Raw genomic sequence first — 20,809 nt, 5'->3', positions numbered from 1 at the left:
GCTCCTTGCCGTAGGACGCTGATGGTGACAGACATCAGCGACCGCCACGGCGAATACAATGACGGCATGACCCGCCAGCTGCCCTGGCGCCTGGCCGATGCGCCGGACGCGCCCTTCCCTCCAGCCGAGACCGCCCTGCACCAGCCCGACGGCCTGCTCGCGGTGGGCGGCGACCTGCATCCGGTGCGCCTGCTCAATGCCTACGCCGGCGGTATCTTTCCTTGGTTCAGCGAGGGCGAGCCAATCCTGTGGTGGTCGCCAGACCCGCGCATGGTGTTCCGTACCGAGGGCGTGCACCTGTCCAGCCGCTTCCGCCGCCAGTTGCGCGGCAGCACGTGGGAGATCACCGCCGACACCGCTTTCAGTCGTGTGATGCGTGCCTGCGGCGCAGCACCGCGACCGGGCCAGGACGGTACGTGGATCAGCCCGGCGATGGTCGAGGCTTATGGCCAGCTGCACGACCTCGGCTTTGCCCATTCCTTCGAGGTCTGGGACCGGCAGACGCTGGTCGGCGGCATCTATGGGGTGGCGATCGGATCGATGTTTTTCGGCGAAAGCATGTTCAGTGGCGCCAGCGGCGGCTCCAAGATCGCCCTGGCCGCCCTCGCATCCACCCTGCGTGACTGGGGCTGGGAACTGATCGATGCCCAGGTGGAGAACCCGCACCTGCTGCGGATGGGCGCCGAGCACCTGCCGCGCGCGGACTTTCTGGAGCACGTCCGTCAGGCCGTACACCGTGACGGCCGTGAAGGCCCCTGGACCCAGGCGGTCGGACGCTTGCCAGCACGGCGTTTGGCCGGGGGTTAACACAAACTTTGCAAGCCGGGCCCATCACGCGTAAAATACCGCGCCTTAGGCCCAGCGTGGCCGTTTTCTGAACCGCACAGGACTACATGTCGAAAGACGATTCCATCGAGTTCGAGGGCACCGTCAGCGAGACGCTGCCGAACACCACTTTCCGCGTTCGTCTGGAAAATGGGCACGAAATCATCGCCCACATCTCCGGCCGCATGCGCAAGAACTACATCCGCATCCTCACCGGTGACCGGGTCAAGGTTGAAATGACCCCGTACGACCTGACCAAGGGCCGTATCACCTACCGCATGAAGTAAGCGGTCGGCGCATTGCGCCACTCCGACAGGGCCGGCCTCGCTTCCGGCCCTTTGTCGTGCACGGAATAAAGTCAAAGTCTCCGGGGCCATTCGATTTTCGTCCTTGTCTGAAATCCAGCATCGCGCCGGAACTCTAGACTCAACGCGTTCTTCACAGAGGGCGCTGCGCGCATGACCTACCTGATCGTCCTGGACCCGCAGTCCGTCACCAGCCGCTGCTACGCCAGCAAGGGGCCGGACGGCACCTGGTTCGGCCAGCCCTGCCTGGTCTGTACCAGCATGGACGCATCCCACCCACTGTATCTGGCCGTGCAGCGCGAGGTCCCACACATGGGCAGCACACTCAAGCAGCGCCTGCATATTCCACATGAGGCAGTCGCATTCGTCATCGAGGATGGCGGCGACCAGGGGCGCCAGCAAGGATTCCGCTCAATCGCCGCCTGACGCGCCAAAGGTCATCGTGACCGATCTCACCGTGACGTCGGTCAGCCTTGCTTGCGGCAGATTCGCATTTGCAGCGGCTGCGGCAACCTGGAATCCGATCCAGTCCGGATCGCCGCCCCTGCCCCGCCATGAACCTGTCTTCCCTGCTGGTCCCCCTGGCTTTGTCTGCCATCACCCTGGCGCCGCCCGCCCATGCCGCTGGCACCCCGCCGGCGCAATGCGTACCACTGACCGACGAACAGCAGATCGTTCGCGCCGGCGCTGACAGGAACGTCCTGCTTCGCGCCGGTGAAGACCACTATGTGGTGCATTTCCGCAACAGCTGCCCTTCTGCCGTGCTGGCCACCCGCCTCGGCTTCAAGACCGACGGCAAGGAGGCTGGCGAGCTGTGCAGCGATGGCCGAAGCGTTCTGGACACCGGTCGCGGCAGCTGCGAGGTTGCGCGCATCGAGCCGATCGATGCCGGGCGGTTCAAGCGCGAAGCACGCCGCCGCAGCCGCTGACCCCATACTGGACAAGGGCGGCCGAAGCCGCCCTTGTCATTCCCAGTCTTTCACGCCAAGCCTTCAGCTCACTCCACCGTAACCGGCAGCAGCCGCTCCGGTTCGGCCTGGGTCTCGACCACGAGCTCGTCGTCGCGGACATCGATGCTGACCTTGCCACCGTTGACCAGCTTGCCGAACAGCAGCTCGTCGGCCAGCGGGCGCTTGATCTTGTCCTGGATCACGCGGGCCATCGGGCGCGCACCCATCAGCGGGTCGAAGCCGTGGTGGGCCAGCCAGTCGCGGGCGGTCGGGGTGGCCGACAGGCTCACGTGCTTGTCCTGCAGCAACATCTCCAGCTCGATCAGGAACTTGTCGACCACGCGCAGGATGTGCTCGAAGCCCAGCGCCTGGAACTGCACCACCGCATCGAGGCGGTTGCGGAACTCCGGGGTGAAGCTGCGGCGGATGGTCTCCATCGCATCGGTGGCATGGTCCTGCTTGGTGAAGCCGATCGAGCGCCGCGAGGCCTGTGCCGCGCCGGCATTGGTGGTCATCACCAGCACCACGTTCTTGAAGTTGGCTTCACGACCGTTGGTATCGGTCAGCACGCCGCGGTCCATCACCTGCAGCAGGATGTTGAAGATGTCCGGGTGCGCCTTCTCGATCTCGTCCAGCAGCAGCACGCAGTGCGGTGTCTTGACGATCTTCTCGGTCAGCAGGCCGCCCTGGTCGAAGCCGACATAGCCCGGAGGGGCGCCGATCAGGCGGCTGATCGAATGCGGCTCCATGTACTCGGACATGTCGAAGCGGACCAGCTCGATGCCCAGCTGCAGCGCCAGCTGCTTGGTCACCTCGGTCTTGCCGACGCCGGTCGGGCCGGCGAACAGGAAGTTGCCGATCGGCTTCTCCGGGTTGCCCAGGCCCGAGCGGGCCAGCTTGATCGCCGAGGACAGCGTCTCGATCGCCGGATCCTGCCCGAAGATCACCATCTTCAGGTTGCGCTCCAGATGCTGCAGCACGTCCTTGTCGGTGGCGCTGACCTGCTTGGTCGGGATACGCGCCATCTTGGCCACGATCGCTTCCACTTCCTCGACGTCGATCAGCTCCTTGCGCTGGCCTTCCGGCAGCAGGCGCTGGCGGGCACCGGCCTCGTCGATCACGTCGATGGCCTTGTCCGGCAGCAGGCGGTCGCCGATGTGCTTCACCGACAGGTCCACCGCCGCCTGCAGCGCTTCGTCCGAATAGGTCACGCTGTGGTGCAACTCGTATTTGGACTTCAGGCCCTGCAGGATCTCGTAGGCCTCGCCCACGGTCGGCTCTACGATATCAATCTTCTGGAAGCGGCGGGCCAGCGCCCGGTCCTTCTCGAAGATGCCGCGATATTCCTGGAAGGTGGTCGAGCCGATGCAGCGCAGCTCGCCGGAGGCCAGCGCCGGCTTGATCAGGTTGGACGCATCCATGGTGCCACCCGACGCCGAGCCGGCGCCGATGATGGTGTGGATCTCGTCGATGAACAGCACGGCGTTGGGCACCTTCTTCAGCGCGGTCAACACACCCTTCAGCCGCTTCTCGAAGTCGCCGCGGTACTTGGTGCCGGCCACCAGCGCGCCCAGGTCGAGCGAGTAGATCACCGCGTCGGCCAGCACGTCGGGCACCGAGCCCTCGACGATGCGGCGGGCCAGGCCCTCGGCGATGGCGGTCTTGCCCACGCCAGCCTCGCCCACGTACAGCGGATTGTTCTTGCGGCGCCGGCACAGGACCTGGATGGTGCGCTCGATCTCGTCGCTACGACCGACCAGCGGATCGATGCGGCCGGACCGGGCCTGTTCGTTGAGGTTGCTGGCGAATTCGGTCAGGGCATCGCCCTTCGGCTCGCCATCCCCGCCTTCCATACGGCCCTCACCCTCGGAGGAAGAGGACGGCTGCTCGCCTTCCTCGCCCAGCTTGGCGATGCCGTGGGACAGGTAATTGACCACATCCAGCCGGGTGACATCCTGCTGGTTGAGGTAGTAGACGGCGTGGGAGTCCTTTTCGCCGAAGATGGCGACCAGCACGTTGGCGCCGGTGACCTCCTTCTTGCCCGAGGACTGCACGTGGTACACGGCCCGCTGCAGCACCCGCTGGAAGCCCAGGGTCGGCTGGGTGTCACGGCCGTCATCTTCGGCCAGGCGGGACACCGAGGCCTCGATGGCCTGCTCCAGCTCCTGGCGCAGGCGTTCGGCGTCGGCACCGCAGGCCTTCAGTACGGCCTGGGCGGACGGGTTGTCGAGCAGTGCCAACAGCAGGTGTTCGACCGTCATGAACTCATGCCGGGCCTCACGGGCGCGCTTGTAGCACTGGCCGATGGTGTGTTCGAGGTCTTTGCTGAACATGGATTACTCCGGCGGCAGATGGGAACAATATGCGGCCTGACTACGCGATTTCCATCACCCTAGCGGATTGCTGCGTTCAGATGGCGTTAGCACTGCAGAACGCTTGATCTTCATTCACTCCAGAAGACCTCAACCGGCATGAGCGAACCCTACCTGAGCCGCTGGCGATTGCGGCGTGATGGCCCGGCCATCTGCACGCCCCACGCCCGGCTCTGGCCGGTGCTGACCGCTGCCGGCGCGCCGGCGATGCTGAAGATCAGCAGCGAAGCGGAGGAGCAGAACAGCCACCGCCTGCTGCGCTGGTGGGACGGTGATGGCGCTGCCCGCCTGCTGGCCCACGAGGGGCCGGCAATCCTGATCGAGCGCGCCGAAGGCGATTCGCTGCGGCAACGTTCAATCGCGGGCGACGATGACGCCTGCACCACGGTCCTGTGCCAGGTCCTGCAGCGGCTGCACCGGCCACGGAGCGCGCGCCCAGCGGAACTGGTCTGCCTGCGTAGATGGTTCGCCGACCTGCTGCAGCCAAGGGCTGCGCTGCCGCCACTGCTGGAACAGTGCAGATCACTGGCGGAGGGGGTGCTGCGTGACGAACAGGAGATCCGGCCGCTGCACGGCGACCTGCACCACGACAACGTGCTCGACTTCGGCGCGCGCGGCTGGCTGGCGATCGACCCGAAGCGGCTGCTGGGCGATCGCGCGTTCGATTACACGACGCTGTTCAGCAACCCGGATCTCTGCGGCCCGGGCATCCATGTGGCCACCCGGCCCGAGCGGTTTGCCGCGCGCGCAGAACAGGTGACCGCGCTGGCCGGCCTCGAGCGCACCCGCCTGCTGCGTTGGGTCGCTGCCAGCGCAGGGCTGTCGGCGGTGTGGTTCCGCGATGATGGCGACCAAGCGGTTGTGGACGAATCGGTCGCGAGGATGGCGTTGCAGGCGCTGGCGGAAGCGTGATCCGGCTGTAGAGCCGAGCCTGCGCTCGGCTGCTCTGCCAGCGATCTGGATACCTGCACGAACAGCAGCCGAGCATGGGCTCGGCTCTACAAAAGGCCGGTCAGGCCTTCTCCATCGTGCACAGCAGCGGATGCTGGTTCATCCGCGAATACTCGTTGACCTGGGCCACCTTGGTCTCGGCCACTTCGCGGGTGAACACCCCGCACACGCCGCGGCCGCGGGTATGGACGTGCAGCATCACCTGCGTGGCCTTGTCCAGGTCCATGTTGAAGAACTGCTGGAGCACGTCCACCACGAAATCCATCGGGGTGTAGTCGTCATTGAGCAGCATCACCTGGTAGAACGGCGGCGGCGCCACTTCCGGGCGCGCAGGTTCTACCGCAACGCCGTGCTCGTGCTGGGAATCGGGGGAGGACTCATGGGGCATCCGTCCATTATAGAGGCTCGGAGAAGCCTGCGTCGGCCCGCCGCAGATTGGACGGCACGCACGGCCGCCGTCACAATTGCATCTTCTCTCAACACTGTTTCACAGGATCTTCATGAAAAGGACCCTTCTTACCGCCCTGTTGATCGCCCTGGCTGCTGCCGGCGCCGCCACCGCCGCAACCACCGCCGACAAGTCCGTGGGCCGCCACCTGGACAAGCTGGGCTATACCTATGAAGTCGACGAGGACGGCGACTACCGCATGGTCTTCGACGTCGAGGGTGACCGCACCCAGATGGTCTACGTGCGCTCGGCGGTGGAAGATTTCGGCAGCCACAACATCCGAGAGATCTGGTCGCCGGCGTACAACGCCAAGACCAAGCAGTTCCCGGTGGCCGTGGCCAACCGCCTGCTGGAAGATTCGCAGGACGCCAAGATGGGCGGCTGGGTCAAGCAGGACACCACCGCCATGTTCGTGGTGAAGATCGATGCCGATGCCACCCCGGACCAGCTCAGTGACGCCATCGATGCGGCCATCCGCACCGCCGACGCGATGGAGCTGGAGCTGACCAAGAAGGACGAGTTCTGAGTTGAACGCCACGCCGGACCCGCGCTGGGCACCGCACGCCACCGTCGCCACGGTGGTGGTCGACGGCGGCCGCGTGCTGCTGGTTGAAGAGACCATCGACGGCCGCCAAGTGCTGAACCAGCCTGCCGGCCACCTCGAGCCGGGCGAAAGCCTGGCCGAGGCAGCCCTGCGCGAGACCCGCGAGGAAACCGGCTGGACCGTGCAGCTGACCCATTTCATCGGCTGCTACCAGTGGACTGCCGGCGACGGCACCGCGTTCCTGCGCTTCTGCTACGCAGCGCGCCCGCTCTCGCACGACCCGGCGCAGCCGCTGGACACCGGCATCGACCGCGCGCTGTGGCTGACCCCGGCCGAGCTGCAGGCCGCCGGCGAGCGCCAGCGCAGCCCGCTGGTCTGGCAGGTGGTGGCGGATTACCTGGGTGGCCAGCGCCATCCGCTTTCGCTGGTCCGGGAGGTCGCATGAGCACGCCGCGCGTGATGGTGGGCGTCTCCGGTGGCGTAGACTCTTCCGTCGCGGCCTGGCGCCTGGTACAGCAGGGCGAGGCCGTGGCAGGCCTGTTCATGCAGAACTGGGCCGACGACGGCAGCGGTGACTGCCGCGCTGAGGATGACCGCCGCGATGCGGTCGCCGTATGCGGCCTGCTCGGTATCCCGTTCCACTTCCGGGACTTCTCCAGCGAGTACTGGCAGGGTGTGTTCGAGCACTTCCTGGCCGAGTACGCCGCTGGCCGCACGCCGAACCCGGACGTGCTGTGCAACCGCGAGGTGAAGTTCAAGCATTTCCTGGATGCCGCCCGCGAGCTGGGCGCCGAGCGCATCGCCACCGGCCATTACGCGCGCGTAGCCCAGCGCGGTGGCCAATGGCTGCTGCTGCGTGGCGCCGACCGCTCCAAGGACCAGAGCTACTTCCTGCACCAGCTGGGCCAGGCGCAGCTGGCAGCGACCCTGTTCCCGATCGGCGACCTGGAAAAGACCGACCTGCGCCGGATTGCGCGCGACGTCGGCCTGCCGACCCACGCCAAGAAGGATTCCACCGGCATCTGCTTCATCGGCGAGCGGGATTTCCGCGAATTCCTCGGCCGCTACCTGCCGGCCAGGCCCGGCCAGATCCTTGACCCGGCCGACGGCAGCGTGATCGCCGAACATCCGGGCGTGTTCTATTTCACCCTGGGCCAGCGCGAGGGCCTGAACATCGGCGGCGTACGCGGCCGCCCGGCCGCACCGTGGTACGTGGTCGGCAAGGATGTGGCCAGCAACGTGCTGTACGTGGACCAGGACCGCGACAGCAAGTGGATGCTTTCCAACCGCCTGCGTTCGGAAACCGCGCACTGGATTGCCGGCTCGCCGCCGTCGCGGCGCTTTGAATGCACCGCCCAGACCCGCTACCGCCAACCTGACGAGCCGTGTACGGTCCAGGTGCTGGACGATGGCAGCGTGCTGGTCACCTTCGCGCGCCCGCAGCGTGCCGTTACCCCCGGTCAATCGCTGGTGCTGTATGACGGTGATGTGTGCCTGGGTGGCGCGGTGATCGCCGCCACCGATGCGCCGCTGGAACAGCGTCTGCGCACCACTCCTTCCCCTTTTGAGGTATCCGCTGCATGAGTTTCACTGTCGACGACCGCGTCCTGGCCCTGGCCGGCATTGCACAGGCCCTGCAGCAGGTCCGCCGCATCGCCGATACCGGCCATTCCGACGCCGCCGCCGTGCGCACCGCCGTGGACAGCGTGTTCCGTGTCGATGCGTCCTCGCCGCAGGCGGTATTCGGTGACCGCCATGCACTGAAGGCCGGGCTGCGCCTGCTGCACAACTACTTCCGCAGCCAGGGCCAGGATCCGATCCTGCCCAAGCTGGCCCTGTCGGTGCTGCAGCTGGAGCGCCGCTTCGTTCAGGATGGCGCCACGGTGAACAAGGTCGCCTCGGGCATCGAGCGCGCCCAGCGCCAGGCCGCCGAGCTGGGCGACAGCGGCCACCCGGATGTGCTGGCCAGCCTGGGCAGCCTGTACGCGGACACCATCAGCCACCTCAAGCCGCGGGTGATGGTGCAGGGCAACCCGCACTACCTTGGCCAGGCCGGTGTGGTGGCGGAGATCCGAGCCCTGCTGCTGGCCGCGGTGCGCGCGGCGGTGCTGTGGCGGCAGCTGGGCGGCAGCTACTGGGACTTCCTGTTCGGCCGCAAGGCGATGATCGAGGCGGTGGACCGCCAGCTGGCGTAAGCGCATGGGGTCCGGGCGCTTTTCCATGGAAAAGGGAATCGGACACCGAATCACCGCCAGCGCCGGAAAACCGGCGCATTCAGAATGCACTTCGGGGCACATCGACGTTAAAGAGAAAGGGGGTACGGCCGATACATCCTCCGTGCACCTCCCGAGAACGTCCATGTACTCACGCATTTTCATCCGTCTGGCCGCCCCCCTGGCTCTGACCCTGCTGCTCCCCTTCGCCATCGGTTTCGAATGGCCGGCCGCCCTGCGCTGGGCGATCCTGACCACGATGACGCTGAGCTGGCTCGGCTTTGCGTGGTGGACCACCCGCGCCCAGGCGCATCGTTCCCCGGAACATGCCCGTGTCCTGCGTGAGCAGGACCAGCTGCTGACCGAACTGCGCAACTTCGTCGGCAACGAGATTGAGGGTTCGCGCGGCGAAGTGGAACGCGCCCGTGACCTGATCCGCCAGGCCGTCTCCAGCCTCGGTGGCAGCTTCGATGCGATGAACCGCAAGTCGCGCCAGCAGAGCCAGGCCCTGTCGCGCATCGTCGACCGCGCCGGTGATGAAGGCAATGCCGGCCTCGACGTTGCCCGTTTCGCCCAGCACGCCAGCCACCGCATGGAGCAGCTGGTGGAAGCACTGGAACAGGTCAGCGGCCAGAGCAGCACCACCGTGCAGCACATCGACCAGATGGCGCAGCACCTGGATGGCATCTTCGCGCTGCTGGAAGACGTCAAGTCGATCGCCGACCAGACCAACCTGCTGGCGCTGAACGCCGCCATCGAAGCCGCGCGTGCCGGTGAAGCCGGCCGAGGCTTCGCGGTGGTCGCCGACGAAGTGCGCAACCTGTCCGAGCGCTCGACCACCTTCAACGAGCAGATCCGCAAGCTGGCACACAGCTCCAAGGACGCCATTGCCAAGGTGCGCGAGACGGTCTCGCACATGGCATCGCGCGACATGGACCGCTCCCGTGAAGCGCGCCAGGAAGCGGCCGCGATGCTCGACAACGTGGCCCAGATCAATGCCTCGCTGGGCGACGGCATGCGTGAAGTGTCCGAGTGCGCCCGTGCGATCGATGGCAGCGTGGCTGAAGCCGTGCGCGCCCTGCAGTTCGAAGACATCGCCACCCAGGCCCTGGGCGGCGTGCACACCCACCTGGACCGCCTGACCGCGATCAACCGTGAAGCGGTGGCGCTGCAGGAACTGCTGCACCGCAATGGCGGCGTGTTCGACGAAGAGATCGCCACCGCCCTGCAGCGCACCGGCAGCCGCCTGCGCGAACTGCGCAGCGAATGGGAACGCCCGCCGCACAAGCCGGTTGCCCAGCAGAGCATGGGCGCCGGCACCGTCGAGCTGTTCTGATCCTGATGTCCGCTGCCCTCGCCGGCAGCCCGCAAGGCCCCGGTTCGTCCGGGGCCTTTGCCTGTAACCCGCCATTGGATGCATCCTGTACGCGCACCATGACCCTGATCCGCGCCCTGCCCGCCCTCACCGACACCGAGCGCCCGCGCAACGCGAGCGTGCGTGAGCAGCTGCAGCAACTGGAAGAGGTCGCCCGCGAGGAGATCCGCGAACTGCAGCAGCTGGCGGACGCGCGCCCGGCCCCGTCGCGGGCGGACGAGGCGCTGCTGGGCCTGGCCTGGGATCTCGGGCTGGATGGGGAAGCGCTGAAGTAGATCCACGCCATGCGTGGATGGCCGCCGCGATATCTGCACCTCTGCTTTGCCTGTCGCCTTTTAGGATTTGTTGCATAGCCTGAGGAAGGGGACGAGGACACACTGCCCACTCCCCCTGTCTCTCTGGCCTCCGCATGACGTTCAATCTGGAAGAAGCCCGCGAGGCTTTTGAGCAATTCCTTATGCTGATGGACGGCCAGATAGAATGGCTGGTCGCGCAGGCTCAAACGCATGGCATTGAACTGGATGGCAGCCCCGAAAGCCTCGACAGGCTGGAACGCCTCCATGACTTGATGGCAGCCACGCTATCTGAGGACGAGCGGGACTCTCTGACGGTCGTGTTCGCCCGATATCTAGGGGAGACCGTCAGGCTGCTACACGGCGGGAAGTGGGCCCTGCCACTTGATGACCCTAAAGACATCCACTTCAACAGGCCCGTCATCATGGGGCACTCACGCTACCCCCTGTGTGAATTCAGTCCCATCCATGCGATTCGCGCCTACTCGCTTCGCCGCCGCCCGGGGCTGATCAGGAGCATCGTAGCCAGCAGCGTTGATCCGCAGATCCTGGACCTAAGCGATCTCGCCGAAGAAGATTGACCCAAGTCGATCCCGAGAAACGCATGACCTGCTGCACGGACTCGCCCCCCGCGGGGGCGGCCACGGCTGCCCATGGCATGATTGCCCGGTCCCGTCCATGGAAGACCGATGGCCATCGCCCTGATCGCACTCCTGCTGTTGGAGACCGTCCTCTTGATGGCCTGGGTAGCCGGCTATTTCAGCTGGGGCATCATCCTGTTCAACGAACGCATTGCGGCGTCACCGGCCATGCAGGCGCGCCTCTCGCTGGGCAGCCTGGAATGTGACCTGCCGCAGGACAAGTGGCTGCGACTGGCCTTCCATGCGCTGCCCGATGGCAGCATGGCGTTCCGCGAGAGCTTCGCGCCGAGCTTCGGCCTGCGCTACTTCCCCGTGATGCGCGGTCGCATCGTACTCAACGCGCGACGGCACGAGGTGCGGGTGATCGGCCTGTGCAGCTGGTTCGTGGCGATTATGCGGAGGTTGCTACTGCGTTCCTGCAAGGCAATCCCATGGAGGGTGCCGATACTTTCCATGTCTACGCGGTAACAGCTTTCGGCCAGATTCTGCTGTGTGGGGAGAACACCTCCACGCAGATCAGCATCGATCCACACAGTGGACACGTCACGACAGAATCGGATGTGCCAGACCCCGCCGATGCGGCGGAACGCAACTGGAAACTGGCGTTCCTGCTGGAGGCCCTGGATGGGCCCTATCTTGACGTCACCGACGACGATGAGCGGCCCCTGCATGCGCATGCACTTGACCGACTTGGGCCATTGGCTCCGAATGAGATCTACAGCTTTTCGCCCGCGGTTTCCGAAGGTGGCTGGAATGCGGCGCATCTGGTGAAGACAGATCGTCTCGCTGAGCTGGAAGCCCTTGCTGCGACAGTCGCCAAGGCGCGACCAACCAAACTGGATACCCGCGGTAAGTAGTTGCACGCCGAGCGTGGGTGATCGCGAGGTACATGCATTCGTGCCGACCAACGGTCGGCACCTACCAAAGTATGGCTGTCAGCGCACCAGCACCGCTTCGCCGCTGGCGTCGGTGCGCAGCGAAACCGGCTGCGGCTGGCGCAGCCACTGCGCCAGGTCGCGCGGGCTGAGCGGGCGCGAGTACAGGTAACCCTGGATCTCGTCGCAGCCCTGGCGGCGCAGCATGTCTTCTTCCTGATGGGTTTCCACGCCTTCGGCCACCACCTTCATGCCCAGCGCGTGTCCCAGGTGGACGATGGCCTGGGTGACTTCCGCCGTGCCCGAGTCATGCAGCATCCCTTGCACGAAACTGCGGTCGATCTTCAGGCGCCCCACCGGGAAGCGGTTGAGATAATTGAGGTTGGAGAAGCCGGTGCCGAAGTCGTCCACCGCCAACGGTACGCCGTGCCGTTCGAGCACGTCGAAGCAATGGCGCAGGATGTCGGTGTCACGGATCAGCGCCGACTCGGTCAGCTCCAGTTCCAGCCGTTGCGGCGGCCAGCCATGGGCATGGCAGATCTCGATCACGCGTTCGGCGAAGCCACGATCACGCAGCTGCACCGCCGACACATTGACCGCGATGCGATCAAACTGCAGTCCGGCGCGGTCCCAGGCGGTGGCCTGGCGGCAGGCCTCGTTCAGCACCCAGTCGCCGATGCGCACGATCTCGCCGCACTTTTCGGCAATGGGAATGAACTCGGCCGGGCTGCAGTAGCCAATCCCGGGCCGGTGCCAGCGCAACAGTGCCTCGATCGCCGGTGGCTCACCGTGGTGAGCGTGCAGCAACGGCTGGTAGGCCAGGCTGAACTCGTCGCGCTCGATGGCCCCATGCAGGGCATGCTCGACGTCCAGCCGGCGCTGGATGCGGGCCAATGCGTCCTGGCTGTAGTACTGGTAGGTATTGCGCCCGGCTTCCTTGGCCGCGTACATCGCGGCGTCGGCAGCACGCAGCAGGGAATCAAAGTCGGTCTGCGCATCGCCCAGCATCGCGATGCCGACGCTGGCGCCGACCTTCAACGTGGTCTTGCCACGGCGCAGCGGCTCGGCCAACGAGGCGATCAGCTTGCGCGCCACGTGGCCGGCGTCTTCCGGCTCGGCCAGGTCGCGCAGCACCACAATGAACTCGTCGCCACTGAAGCGGCCGAACAGGTCGTTGTTGCGCAGGTTCTGGTGCAGGCGGGTGGCCGCCGCCTTCAGCAGCGCATCGCCGGTGGCGTGGCCGAAGCTGTCGTTGATGGTCTTGAAGCCATCCAGATCGATGAACAGCATCGCCAGCGAGGTTCCGCGGTCGCGTGCTTCCTCGATGGCCTCGGCGGTCTGCTCGCCGAGCAGCACACGATTGGGCAGGCCGGTCAGCAGATCGTAGTGGGCCAGCAGTTCGATGCGTTCGTTGGCTTCGCGCTCGCGGGTGATGTCACGGAACAGGACAACGAACCGCGGCGGCAGGCCGTCACGGCGGTCCAGTTCAATCAGCACCTGCACCCACACGCGCAGGCCGGACTGGCGGTAGAAGCACAGGTCCAGCTGCTCGGGCAGGCCGCCGTTGGCGATACGGGCGAGTGCCGCCTCGAACGCGTTGCGCGAGTCCTCCGTGTACAGCGCCAGCGCCTGGTCGAGGGTGATCGGTTCCTTGCGCAGGCCATGGATGCGGTAGCACTCCTCTGTCCACTGCATGCTGCGGGTCTGCACCTCGATCTCGCAGCCGCCGATGCGGCCCAGCGCGGAGACCCGGTTCAGCAGTTCGGTGCGCCAGCGGATCAACGCATCGGTCTGGTGCTGTTCGGTGATGTTCTGCACCTGGCCGAGCAGGCGCTTGGGTTGCCCGTCCATGTCGAGCAGCGGCTGCATCCACAGGCGCAGGTGCTGCGAAGGCTCATGGCCGCGGGTCAGCTCCAGCTCGAGGTTGGCAGCGCGGCCATCGCGCCATAACCGCCGCCATGCCGCGCGCAGCGCGCCGCGGGAGCGTGGATGCAGCTGCTTCAGCCAACGCCGCTGGCCCGGAACGGCGCCCTGCTCCAGGGCCAGCAGCGAACGCAGTTCCGGCGACCACCAGAAATGCCCGCTGTTGGGATCAAACGACCAGCTGCCCATGCTGGCGATGCGCTGGGCCTCGCTCAGGTGCAGCTGCTGTTCCTGCAGCAGCGATTCGAGCTGCTTCTGCTGCTCGATATCGGTATGCGTGCCGACCATGCGCAGGGGCTGGCCATCGGCGGTGCGCGCGACCACGCGGCCGCGATCCAGCACCCAACGCCACTGGCCATCGGCCTGGCGAAAGCGGAACTGTGCACTGTACTGCTCGCTGCGCCCATGCAGGTGCTCGTCGAGCGCTGCGCGCACCAGGGCGATGTCCTCGCTGTGCACCCGAGCCAGCAGCTCGGTGGCGGTCTCGTCGCCCAGCGTCGGCGTCCGCATCACGCGGTCACTGGGGATGTCCCAGTCCCACAGGCTGTGGCCGGCACTGTCCAGCGCCAGTTCCCAGCGCCCGCCACCGTCCACCGGCACCGGCTCGGGGATGCTGAGGGTGAAGGCCAGCAGGTTGCCGGCGCCGTCGTGCACCGCACGCAGGTGGCCGTCGTAGTGGCCGCGGGGGCCGCCCGGCAGCGTGCAGGCCACGATGCCGCCATCGGCGGCCATCAGGCGCATATCTTCCAGCATCGGCGCATACGCCGCCACGGTGGCTGGCAGGCCATGCTCGCGCGCGGCCGGATTGGCCGCCAGCGGACGCCCGGTACGGTCGACGATGACCAGCGCCGACGCAAGCGGGTGCTGCAGCAGGCTGGCGATGATCCCTTGGTCCACGCGATCTTGCTCCGGATGACACGCCCGTCAGCGGGGCACGCAGTGGTTAACGGCGCCTGCGGCGGATAATTGAGTGGTCACGGCGCGCTGCGGGGTAAGATGACCAGCGCCCCTGTCACCCGCCTCGTCCATGCCTGCAGAACCGACCGGCAACGCCCCTGTTCCCGACCCGCGGATGGCGCAGGCGCTCAGCCGTGACCGGCGCCGGGTGGTGTTGAGCTACCTGGTGATGGCTCTGGCCTGGATGATCTCTACCGACAGCGTGGTGCAGGCGCTGGTGCCCGATCCGCAGCAGGCGGCACTGTGGCAGGGCCTGAAGGGCTCGTTCTTCGCCCTGGCCAGCGCAGGCCTGCTGTATCTGCTGCTGCGCCCGCTGGCCGAGCACGTGCTGCACACCCACGCGCGCCAACAGGCCTCCGAGCTGCGCCTGCGGCAGATGTTCGAGGGCAATCCCGGCCCGATCCTGGTCTACGACCTGGACACGCTGGCGATCCTCGACGCGAATCCGGCTGCCTGCAGCGCGTTCGGCTGGGAGCGCGGTGACCTTCTGGAGAAGACCATCGACGTGCTGTGGCCGCCCGGCCAGGACCAGGCACTGCAGACCAAGCTGGAGGCGATCCGCGAGGCGCCGCAGGAGCTCTGCATCCTGCGTGCCCAGCTGCAACTGCGTGATGGCTCGCTACGGCAGATGGAGCTGCGGTCCAACGCCATCAGCTATGACGGCCACAACGCCCGCTTGCTGATTGCCATCGACCGCACCGCCGAAGACCTGGCCCAGCTGCGCCGCGACCAGGCGCTGGCCCGGGTCGAGGAAGCCCACGAGCTGGCCCGTATCGGCGCCTGGGAGCTGGACCCGTCCACCGGGCTGGGTCGCTACTCCAACCAGGTCTACCGGCTGCTTGGCCGCCGCCCGCCCGAGGCCCGCCGCTGGCACCGCTTCGACGAACTGCTGGTGCCGGCCGATCCGGCCACTGCCACCCAGACCGAACAGCTGCTGGCCGAACTATGCTCCGGCGAGCCGGTGCAGGTGGACGTGCTGCTGCCCGTCCTGTCGATGGACGGGCGCGCGTTGATGGTGCACCTGCGCGCCGCCAGCGGTATCGATGAAGCTGGCCGCAGCCGCGTGCTGGGCACCCTGCAGGACGTGACCGAGCGCGAGCAGTCGCGTCGCCTGCTGCGCGAGCGCGAGGAACAGTTCCGCGAGCTGGTGCGGGTGCTGCCCGATGGTGTGGTGATCCTCGCCGACGAACACGTGTTGTACGCCAACGCCTGGGCCGCCAGCCTGTTCGGCTATGGCAGCCACACCTTGCTGGGCGAACCGCTTTCGGCACTGGTGGACAGCGCCGATCTGGCCCGCGTGCGCAGCCAGCTGCGTGCGGGCCAGCTGCACCTGGGGCCGGGCCACAGCAGCGTGGTGGCGATGCAGCGCGCAGATGGCCGCAGCTTCCATGCCGGCCTGGCAGTGGGCGAGGTGCGCTATGGCGGCCGCGACTGCAAGCTGCTGATCGTGCGCGATCTCAGTGATTCCGAACGCATCCGCAGCGCACTGGAAACCAGCAACCGCGAACTGCAGGCCATGGCCGGCCGCCTGTTCTCGCTGCAGGAGGATGAGCGCCGCGCGATCTCGCGCGACCTGCACGACGATATCGGCCAGGCGATCACGGCGATCAAGCTGTCTGCCTATGCCGCGCAGGACGAGGACGATCCGCAACGCCGCGGTGAGGACCTGGCACAGATCGTCAGCCTGGCCGATACCACGGTGGCCAAGCTGCGCGACATCTCTACCCTGCTGCGGCCGCCGCAGCTGGACGCACTGGGCCTGGAAGCGGCGCTGAGCTGGCAGGCACGGGTACTGTTCCGTTCCTCGCCGGTGGAGCTGCTGGCCGAGATCGAGCCGCTGCCGCACCGTCCCGACAACAGCATCGAGCAGGCCTGCTTCCGTATTGCCCAGGAAAGCCTGACCAACGTGCTGCGCCACGCCCGTGCCAGCCAGGTACAGCTGCAGCTGCGCGACGTCGGCCAGCGCGGCCTGCACCTGCAGATCCGCGACGACGGCGAGGGTTTCGACCCCGACGGCCCGCGCGGACTGGGCCTGATCGTGATGCGCGAGCGTGCGCAGAGCGTCGGTGGCCATGTACGGATCGAATCCGCGCACGGTGAAGGCACCCTGATCGACGTTCATCTCCCCTACCAGGCAGCCAGCATGGCCGCCGCCGAGTCACCGGACTACTGAGCCTATGTGGAATCCCAACCAGCCCCCGGTCAGCATCGATGATGCGCCTGATCGCCTCGGTGCCGGCAACCCCGAGTTGCAGGTGATGGTCGCCGAGGCGGCCTCGGGCGGTACCGCACTCATGCTGATGCATGTGGACATCGACCACTTCGCCTCTGTCAACGAAAACATGAGCGCCGAGGTAGGTGACCAGGCCCTGGTGCTGGTTGCGCAGCGGTTGCAGTCCTACCTGCGAGGGCGCGGCAAACTGTGGCGCCACGGCAGCGACGAGTTCCTGATCGCGGTGCCACGCACAGCCGAGGTGCCACTGCCGGAGGATTTCGCCGAGGAAATCCGGCAGCAGATGGAACTGCCGCTGTCGGTCCTGCCGTACACGCTGTTCATGACCGGCAAGCTGGGCGTGAGCCTGTGCCCGGAGCATGCCAGCAACGTTTCACGCCTGCTGGACCACGCCGAAGATGCGCTGTACCAGGCCGCCCGCGAGGGCGGCAACGCGGTGCGCATCCACGCAGTGGACACGCCGCCGAGCGCGCACAGCGAGAGCATCATCGCGCGGCAGATCGTCGATGCCATTCCCAACGGCGAACTGAAACTGCGCTACCAGCCGTTGGTCAGCGCCCGCGATGGCCACGTGGTCGGCATGGAAGCGCTGCTGCGCTGGCAGTCGCCGACGCTGGGCATGCTGGTGCCGGAGCGCTTCATGCGCACCGCCGAGCGGCTGGGCATCATCGTGCAGATCGGCACCTGGGTGCTGGAAGGTGCACTCAAGCAGGCCCGCCTGTGGCGCGACCAAGGCTTCGACGATTTCACCATCGCGGTGAACGTCTCCACCCTGCAGCTGCTGCGGCCGAACTTCTTCGCCGAAGTGATGGGCCTGATCCAGGCCGCGGGCATACCGGCACAGATGCTGACGCTGGAGATCAACGAAAGCGCGCTGACCAACAACGTCAACTTCGTGCATGAGACGCTGGCCAACCTGCGCAACGAGGGCATCAGCCTGAGCCTGGACAACTTCGGCACCGGTGACTCCAGTCTCAGTGCGCTGGTGCGCTACCCGGTGGACAAGCTGAAGATCGACCGCAGCTTCATCAAGAGCGCGCCGGCCGGCAACCGCGAGGCGGCCATCGCCCGCGCGATCATCGCCATGGGCCATCAGCTGGGCATGACGGTGATCGCCAACGGCGTTGAATCGCAGGCGCAGCTTGGCTTCCTGCGTCGCAACGACTGTGATGTGTTCCAGGGCTACCTGTTCGGCGAACCGATGTCGGCCGATGCCGCAGGCATGACCCTGCGCCGCCGCTACCTGCGCCCGGAAGCTTTCGCCGAGACCCGCCCGGACCGCACGCTGCTCTTGCTGGACGACGAAGAGAACGTGTTGCGATCGCTGGTGCGGCTGTTCCGTCGCGACGGCTACCGCATCCTGGCGGCCGGCAACGTGCGTGATGCGTTCGACCTGCTGGCGATCAACGACGTGCAGGTGATCCTGTCCGACCAGCGCATGAGCGACATGAGCGGCACCGAGTTCCTCGGCCGGGTGAAGATGCTGTACCCGGACACGATCCGGTTGGTGCTGTCCGGCTATACCGATCTGAACACGGTGACCGATGCGATCAACCGCGGCGCGATCTACCGCTTCCTGACCAAGCCATGGAACGACGACGAGCTGCGCAAGCATATCCACCAGGCGTTCCGCACGTACGAGGAACAGCGCCGCAGCAACGCCGGGCCGGCGCCGGTGGAGAGCGGAGACGGCGGCGAGGACCGCCCGCTGCGGTAACGATCCAGCCTGGTAGAGCCGGCCGCTGGCCGGCTGCTACGTGACGGGGTTAATGAGGTTGCCGGCCAGCGGCCGGCACTACCCGAAGCGCGACCCAGGCCGGGACAGGCCTTGGTAGAGCCGGCCCCTGGCCGGCTGCTCTGCATGCCGGGTGCAATGAGGTTGCCGGCCAGCGGCCGGCATTACCCGAAGCGGTCAGCGCGGCTGCTTCACCGGCAGCACCACGCGGAAGCGCGAGCCCACGCCCGGGGTGCTGTCCAGGTCGATCCGGCCATGGTGCTTGTTGATGATGCTGTAGGAGATCGACAGGCCCAGGCCCGTGCCACTGCCCACCGGCTTGGTGGTGAAGAACGGATCGAAGATGCGTTGGCGCAGTTCCGGCGAGATGCCACCGCCGGTGTCCTCGAATTCGACCCACACCTGGTCGCCATCGACGCCGGTGCGCACGGTGATCGTGCCGCGCTCGGCGATGGCATGGCCCGCGTTGAGCAGCAGGTTCATGTAGACCTGGTTCAACTCCGATGGCAGGCATTCCACCAGCGGCAGTTGGCCGAACTCGCGTACCAGGGTGACCTTGTACTTGAGCTCGTTCCAGATGATGTTGATGGTCGATTCCAGGCCCGCGTGCAGGTCGACCAGCTTCCACGACTCATCACGCCCGGAATACGAGAAGTCTTTCAGATCACGCACGATGCGCGTCACCCGTTCGATGCCTTCGCGCGATTCGGCCATCAGCTGCGGCAGGTCGCGGCTGATGAAATCGATGTCCAGGCGGTCACGGATGTCATCGATCTCCGGGATCAGCGCCTTCGGGTCCGGCGCACGCAACGCGCGTTCGTAGGCTTCGATCACGGTGAACAGGCTGCGCAGGTACTCCTGCAGGCTGCCCAGGTTTGAGTGCACGTAGCCGATCGGATTATTGATCTCGTGCGCGACGCCGGCAGCAAGCTGGCCGATCGAGGCCATCTTCTCAGATTGCAGCAGTTTCTCCTGGGTACCGTTGAGCCGCAGGTAGGCCTGGCGCAGCTCGGCGTGGCGCTGCTGCAGTTCTCGCTCGTAGTCTTCCTGTCCTTCGATATGACGGAACAAGGCCAGGAAGTGCCCCTGCCCCACCGGGCCGTGGTGATACAGGTGGGCGATGACCACGCCCTCGCCCAGCGGCAGGCTGCCGTTCCAGTGACCATGCTGGCGCGCGTGTTCCAGCGCATCGGGGGGCAGCAGCTCGCGAAGCCGCTGCGGGGGCGGCAATGCACCATCCTCACCGCTTGCCAACAGGTTCTGCGCGGCTGGATTGGCCAGCGCAACCTGCCCGTCTTCGGTGAACAGCAGCAGCCCTTCGCGCAGGCGCTCAAGCAGGGCCTGCAGTACCGGCTGTGGCGGAAGGGGGGCGGTAACCAGGGCGTTGGCAGCGGACACGGCGACTCGGGGGCATTCGAACAGACGCCCAATATACGCGCTCGTGCAGCGGGCTTCAGCCCGCGTGATGGGGTTGTTCGACCGCCGCCTCAGGCGACGGCGAGTGGGCGGCGCGCTGTGACGGTGTGCGCCTGCCCCTTGGCATCGTAGGCCGAGGCATCTTCGGTGCGCCCGAGCTGGCGCAGGGCCCAGTTGACCTCGCGGCGCCGGCGCGACAGCAGCACGCCGTTGGCGCGGTTGCGTTCGGCCAGTTCCTGCAGCTGCTCGCCTTCCCCGACCGGCGGCGCGCCTTCCAGCGCACGCAGCGCTTCCAGCTTGGCGCCGGTGGCCCGGATCAGGGCGTGCACGTCGTGCTCGACCAGGGCCTGGCGTTCAACGTCCAGGGCCTGGGCAAGACGCTGCAGCGGCTCGCTCATCGCCGCAGTCATCCGTGCAGCTGCTGGTCCAGCTCGAGCATGCGCGATGCGATCGCGTCCGGATTGATCTTGTAGGTGCCGTTCTGCAGCGCCTCGCGCACGGCGGCCACGCGCTGGGCGTCGATTGCCGGGGCGGTGGTCAGCTCACGCTCGATGGCCTGCAGATTGGTGGCCTCGCCGGTCAGGCGCAGGCTGTCGGCCGCCTCGACCGGGCGTGCCGCCGCATCGGTGCTTACACCGGGCTTGTTGGCCGGGGTCGTCACGCTGCGCAGGGCCTGGGGGACCTGCAGGTTGCCGTCGATTTTCTGGCTCATGGGGTGTCCTGGAGTTGCCGTTCACATGGGATAACGGCCGC

Annotated in this window: 22 protein-coding genes; 16 read left to right on the top strand and 6 right to left on the bottom strand. The window is 66.7% G+C overall.

The window, feature by feature from the left end:
- Positions 1-66: 66 nt before the first annotated feature.
- From aat to AC5P8C_RS00170, 4 genes are all read left to right on the top strand, one after another.
- Positions 67-807 (top strand): leucyl/phenylalanyl-tRNA--protein transferase, encoded by a 741-nt coding sequence (gene aat / locus AC5P8C_RS00185; protein ID WP_026346973.1) that lies wholly within the window; start codon positions 67-69, stop codon positions 805-807.
- A gap of 86 nt (positions 808-893) precedes the next feature.
- Complete coding sequence (infA, locus tag AC5P8C_RS00180) at positions 894-1,112, top strand: translation initiation factor IF-1 (RefSeq protein WP_005409596.1); 219 nt, start codon at positions 894-896, stop codon at positions 1,110-1,112.
- 171 nt (positions 1,113-1,283) lie between these two features.
- The gene (locus tag AC5P8C_RS00175; protein ID WP_019659642.1) at positions 1,284-1,556 is read left to right on the top strand and encodes a hypothetical protein; all 273 of its coding nucleotides are present in this window, start codon (positions 1,284-1,286) and stop codon (positions 1,554-1,556) included.
- A gap of 128 nt (positions 1,557-1,684) precedes the next feature.
- Positions 1,685-2,059, top strand: a complete 375-nt coding sequence (locus tag AC5P8C_RS00170) for a hypothetical protein (protein ID WP_233652863.1) — start codon at positions 1,685-1,687, stop codon at positions 2,057-2,059.
- Between the two features lie 68 nt (positions 2,060-2,127).
- Here AC5P8C_RS00170 and clpA read toward each other — a convergent pair whose 3' ends face one another.
- A complete protein-coding gene (gene clpA, locus AC5P8C_RS00165) occupies positions 2,128-4,413 on the bottom strand; it encodes an ATP-dependent Clp protease ATP-binding subunit ClpA (protein WP_019659638.1) in 2,286 nt (761 codons plus the stop codon).
- Between the two features lie 138 nt (positions 4,414-4,551).
- Between clpA and AC5P8C_RS00160 the strand changes: the two genes are divergently transcribed.
- On the top strand, positions 4,552-5,364 hold the full coding sequence (locus AC5P8C_RS00160; RefSeq protein WP_495218181.1) for an APH(6) family putative aminoglycoside O-phosphotransferase: 813 nt from the start codon (positions 4,552-4,554) through the stop codon (positions 5,362-5,364).
- A gap of 100 nt (positions 5,365-5,464) precedes the next feature.
- Here the strand turns inward: AC5P8C_RS00160 and clpS are convergent, their stop codons facing one another.
- Positions 5,465-5,791: an ATP-dependent Clp protease adapter ClpS gene (gene clpS / locus AC5P8C_RS00155; RefSeq protein WP_019659637.1), complete on the bottom strand. Its 327-nt coding sequence runs from the start codon at positions 5,789-5,791 to the stop codon at positions 5,465-5,467.
- Between the two features lie 112 nt (positions 5,792-5,903).
- Between clpS and AC5P8C_RS00150 the strand changes: the two genes are divergently transcribed.
- From AC5P8C_RS00150 to AC5P8C_RS00110, 9 genes are all read left to right on the top strand, one after another.
- Positions 5,904-6,377: a hypothetical protein gene (locus AC5P8C_RS00150; RefSeq protein ID WP_019659636.1), complete on the top strand. Its 474-nt coding sequence runs from the start codon at positions 5,904-5,906 to the stop codon at positions 6,375-6,377.
- A gap of 1 nt (position 6,378) precedes the next feature.
- On the top strand, positions 6,379-6,840 hold the full coding sequence (locus AC5P8C_RS00145) for an NUDIX hydrolase (protein ID WP_019659635.1): 462 nt from the start codon (positions 6,379-6,381) through the stop codon (positions 6,838-6,840).
- Entirely contained in the window at positions 6,837-7,979 is a 1,143-nt protein-coding gene (mnmA, locus tag AC5P8C_RS00140) for a tRNA 2-thiouridine(34) synthase MnmA (protein ID WP_495218180.1), read from the top strand. Before AC5P8C_RS00145 ends, mnmA begins: the two co-directional genes overlap by 4 nt.
- Positions 7,976-8,590 carry a high frequency lysogenization protein HflD gene (gene hflD / locus AC5P8C_RS00135; protein WP_233652865.1) on the top strand — a complete coding sequence of 205 codons (615 nt, stop codon included), beginning with the start codon at positions 7,976-7,978 and terminating at the stop codon, positions 8,588-8,590. Before mnmA ends, hflD begins: the two co-directional genes overlap by 4 nt.
- A gap of 163 nt (positions 8,591-8,753) precedes the next feature.
- Positions 8,754-9,944 carry a methyl-accepting chemotaxis protein gene (locus tag AC5P8C_RS00130; RefSeq protein WP_019659632.1) on the top strand — a complete coding sequence of 397 codons (1,191 nt, stop codon included), beginning with the start codon at positions 8,754-8,756 and terminating at the stop codon, positions 9,942-9,944.
- A 98-nt stretch (positions 9,945-10,042) separates the two neighbouring features.
- Positions 10,043-10,258: a hypothetical protein gene (locus tag AC5P8C_RS00125; RefSeq protein WP_233652866.1), complete on the top strand. Its 216-nt coding sequence runs from the start codon at positions 10,043-10,045 to the stop codon at positions 10,256-10,258.
- A gap of 134 nt (positions 10,259-10,392) precedes the next feature.
- Positions 10,393-10,857 carry a hypothetical protein gene (locus tag AC5P8C_RS00120; RefSeq protein WP_495218179.1) on the top strand — a complete coding sequence of 155 codons (465 nt, stop codon included), beginning with the start codon at positions 10,393-10,395 and terminating at the stop codon, positions 10,855-10,857.
- Between the two features lie 108 nt (positions 10,858-10,965).
- On the top strand, positions 10,966-11,385 hold the full coding sequence (locus tag AC5P8C_RS00115) for a hypothetical protein (protein ID WP_233652867.1): 420 nt from the start codon (positions 10,966-10,968) through the stop codon (positions 11,383-11,385).
- Positions 11,349-11,774 (top strand): DUF1851 domain-containing protein, encoded by a 426-nt coding sequence (locus AC5P8C_RS00110; RefSeq protein WP_019659629.1) that lies wholly within the window; start codon positions 11,349-11,351, stop codon positions 11,772-11,774. The genes AC5P8C_RS00115 and AC5P8C_RS00110 overlap by 37 nt, the downstream gene beginning before the upstream one ends.
- A gap of 78 nt (positions 11,775-11,852) precedes the next feature.
- On the opposite strand, the gene AC5P8C_RS00105 is transcribed toward AC5P8C_RS00110, so the two are convergent.
- Complete coding sequence (locus AC5P8C_RS00105; protein WP_495218177.1) at positions 11,853-14,612, bottom strand: bifunctional diguanylate cyclase/phosphodiesterase; 2,760 nt, start codon at positions 14,610-14,612, stop codon at positions 11,853-11,855.
- Between the two features lie 130 nt (positions 14,613-14,742).
- Between AC5P8C_RS00105 and AC5P8C_RS00100 the strand changes: the two genes are divergently transcribed.
- Entirely contained in the window at positions 14,743-16,845 is a 2,103-nt protein-coding gene (locus AC5P8C_RS00100; protein ID WP_058980052.1) for a sensor histidine kinase, read from the top strand.
- Between the two features lie 4 nt (positions 16,846-16,849).
- Complete coding sequence (locus AC5P8C_RS00095; protein WP_019659626.1) at positions 16,850-18,622, top strand: EAL domain-containing protein; 1,773 nt, start codon at positions 16,850-16,852, stop codon at positions 18,620-18,622.
- A gap of 195 nt (positions 18,623-18,817) precedes the next feature.
- Here the strand turns inward: AC5P8C_RS00095 and AC5P8C_RS00090 are convergent, their stop codons facing one another.
- The 3 genes from AC5P8C_RS00090 to flgM all read right to left on the bottom strand — a co-directional run bounded on the left by AC5P8C_RS00090 (position 18,818) and on the right by flgM (position 20,768).
- Positions 18,818-20,038: an ATP-binding protein gene (locus AC5P8C_RS00090; protein ID WP_019659625.1), complete on the bottom strand. Its 1,221-nt coding sequence runs from the start codon at positions 20,036-20,038 to the stop codon at positions 18,818-18,820.
- Positions 20,039-20,127: 89 nt separating this feature from the next.
- A complete protein-coding gene (locus AC5P8C_RS00085) occupies positions 20,128-20,466 on the bottom strand; it encodes a flagella protein (RefSeq protein WP_010485882.1) in 339 nt (112 codons plus the stop codon).
- Positions 20,463-20,768, bottom strand: a complete 306-nt coding sequence (gene flgM / locus AC5P8C_RS00080) for a flagellar biosynthesis anti-sigma factor FlgM (RefSeq protein WP_019659624.1) — start codon at positions 20,766-20,768, stop codon at positions 20,463-20,465. The genes AC5P8C_RS00085 and flgM overlap by 4 nt, the downstream gene beginning before the upstream one ends.
- Between the last annotated feature and the right edge of the window lie 41 nt (positions 20,769-20,809).

This window comes from Stenotrophomonas sp. YJH_SMC_46 (assembly GCF_059370315.1).
This window is presented reverse-complemented; position numbering and strand designations above follow the sequence as displayed.

Coding starts and splice junctions, on each gene's coding strand:
- AC5P8C_RS00130 (WP_019659632.1), top strand. CDS start 8,754: ATGTACTCACGCATTTTCATCCGTCTGGCCGCCCCCCTGGCTCTGACC.
- AC5P8C_RS00110 (WP_019659629.1), top strand. CDS start 11,349: ATGGAGGGTGCCGATACTTTCCATGTCTACGCGGTAACAGCTTTCGGC.
- AC5P8C_RS00175 (WP_019659642.1), top strand. CDS start 1,284: ATGACCTACCTGATCGTCCTGGACCCGCAGTCCGTCACCAGCCGCTGC.
- AC5P8C_RS00170 (WP_233652863.1), top strand. CDS start 1,685: ATGAACCTGTCTTCCCTGCTGGTCCCCCTGGCTTTGTCTGCCATCACC.
- AC5P8C_RS00085 (WP_010485882.1), bottom strand. CDS start 20,466: ATGACTGCGGCGATGAGCGAGCCGCTGCAGCGTCTTGCCCAGGCCCTG.
- AC5P8C_RS00100 (WP_058980052.1), top strand. CDS start 14,743: ATGCCTGCAGAACCGACCGGCAACGCCCCTGTTCCCGACCCGCGGATG.
- clpS (WP_019659637.1), bottom strand. CDS start 5,791: ATGCCCCATGAGTCCTCCCCCGATTCCCAGCACGAGCACGGCGTTGCG.
- flgM (WP_019659624.1), bottom strand. CDS start 20,768: ATGAGCCAGAAAATCGACGGCAACCTGCAGGTCCCCCAGGCCCTGCGC.
- AC5P8C_RS00095 (WP_019659626.1), top strand. CDS start 16,850: ATGTGGAATCCCAACCAGCCCCCGGTCAGCATCGATGATGCGCCTGAT.
- mnmA (WP_495218180.1), top strand. CDS start 6,837: ATGAGCACGCCGCGCGTGATGGTGGGCGTCTCCGGTGGCGTAGACTCT.
- AC5P8C_RS00120 (WP_495218179.1), top strand. CDS start 10,393: ATGACGTTCAATCTGGAAGAAGCCCGCGAGGCTTTTGAGCAATTCCTT.
- clpA (WP_019659638.1), bottom strand. CDS start 4,413: ATGTTCAGCAAAGACCTCGAACACACCATCGGCCAGTGCTACAAGCGC.
- AC5P8C_RS00115 (WP_233652867.1), top strand. CDS start 10,966: ATGGCCATCGCCCTGATCGCACTCCTGCTGTTGGAGACCGTCCTCTTG.
- hflD (WP_233652865.1), top strand. CDS start 7,976: ATGAGTTTCACTGTCGACGACCGCGTCCTGGCCCTGGCCGGCATTGCA.
- AC5P8C_RS00160 (WP_495218181.1), top strand. CDS start 4,552: ATGAGCGAACCCTACCTGAGCCGCTGGCGATTGCGGCGTGATGGCCCG.
- infA (WP_005409596.1), top strand. CDS start 894: ATGTCGAAAGACGATTCCATCGAGTTCGAGGGCACCGTCAGCGAGACG.
- AC5P8C_RS00125 (WP_233652866.1), top strand. CDS start 10,043: ATGACCCTGATCCGCGCCCTGCCCGCCCTCACCGACACCGAGCGCCCG.
- AC5P8C_RS00150 (WP_019659636.1), top strand. CDS start 5,904: ATGAAAAGGACCCTTCTTACCGCCCTGTTGATCGCCCTGGCTGCTGCC.
- aat (WP_026346973.1), top strand. CDS start 67: ATGACCCGCCAGCTGCCCTGGCGCCTGGCCGATGCGCCGGACGCGCCC.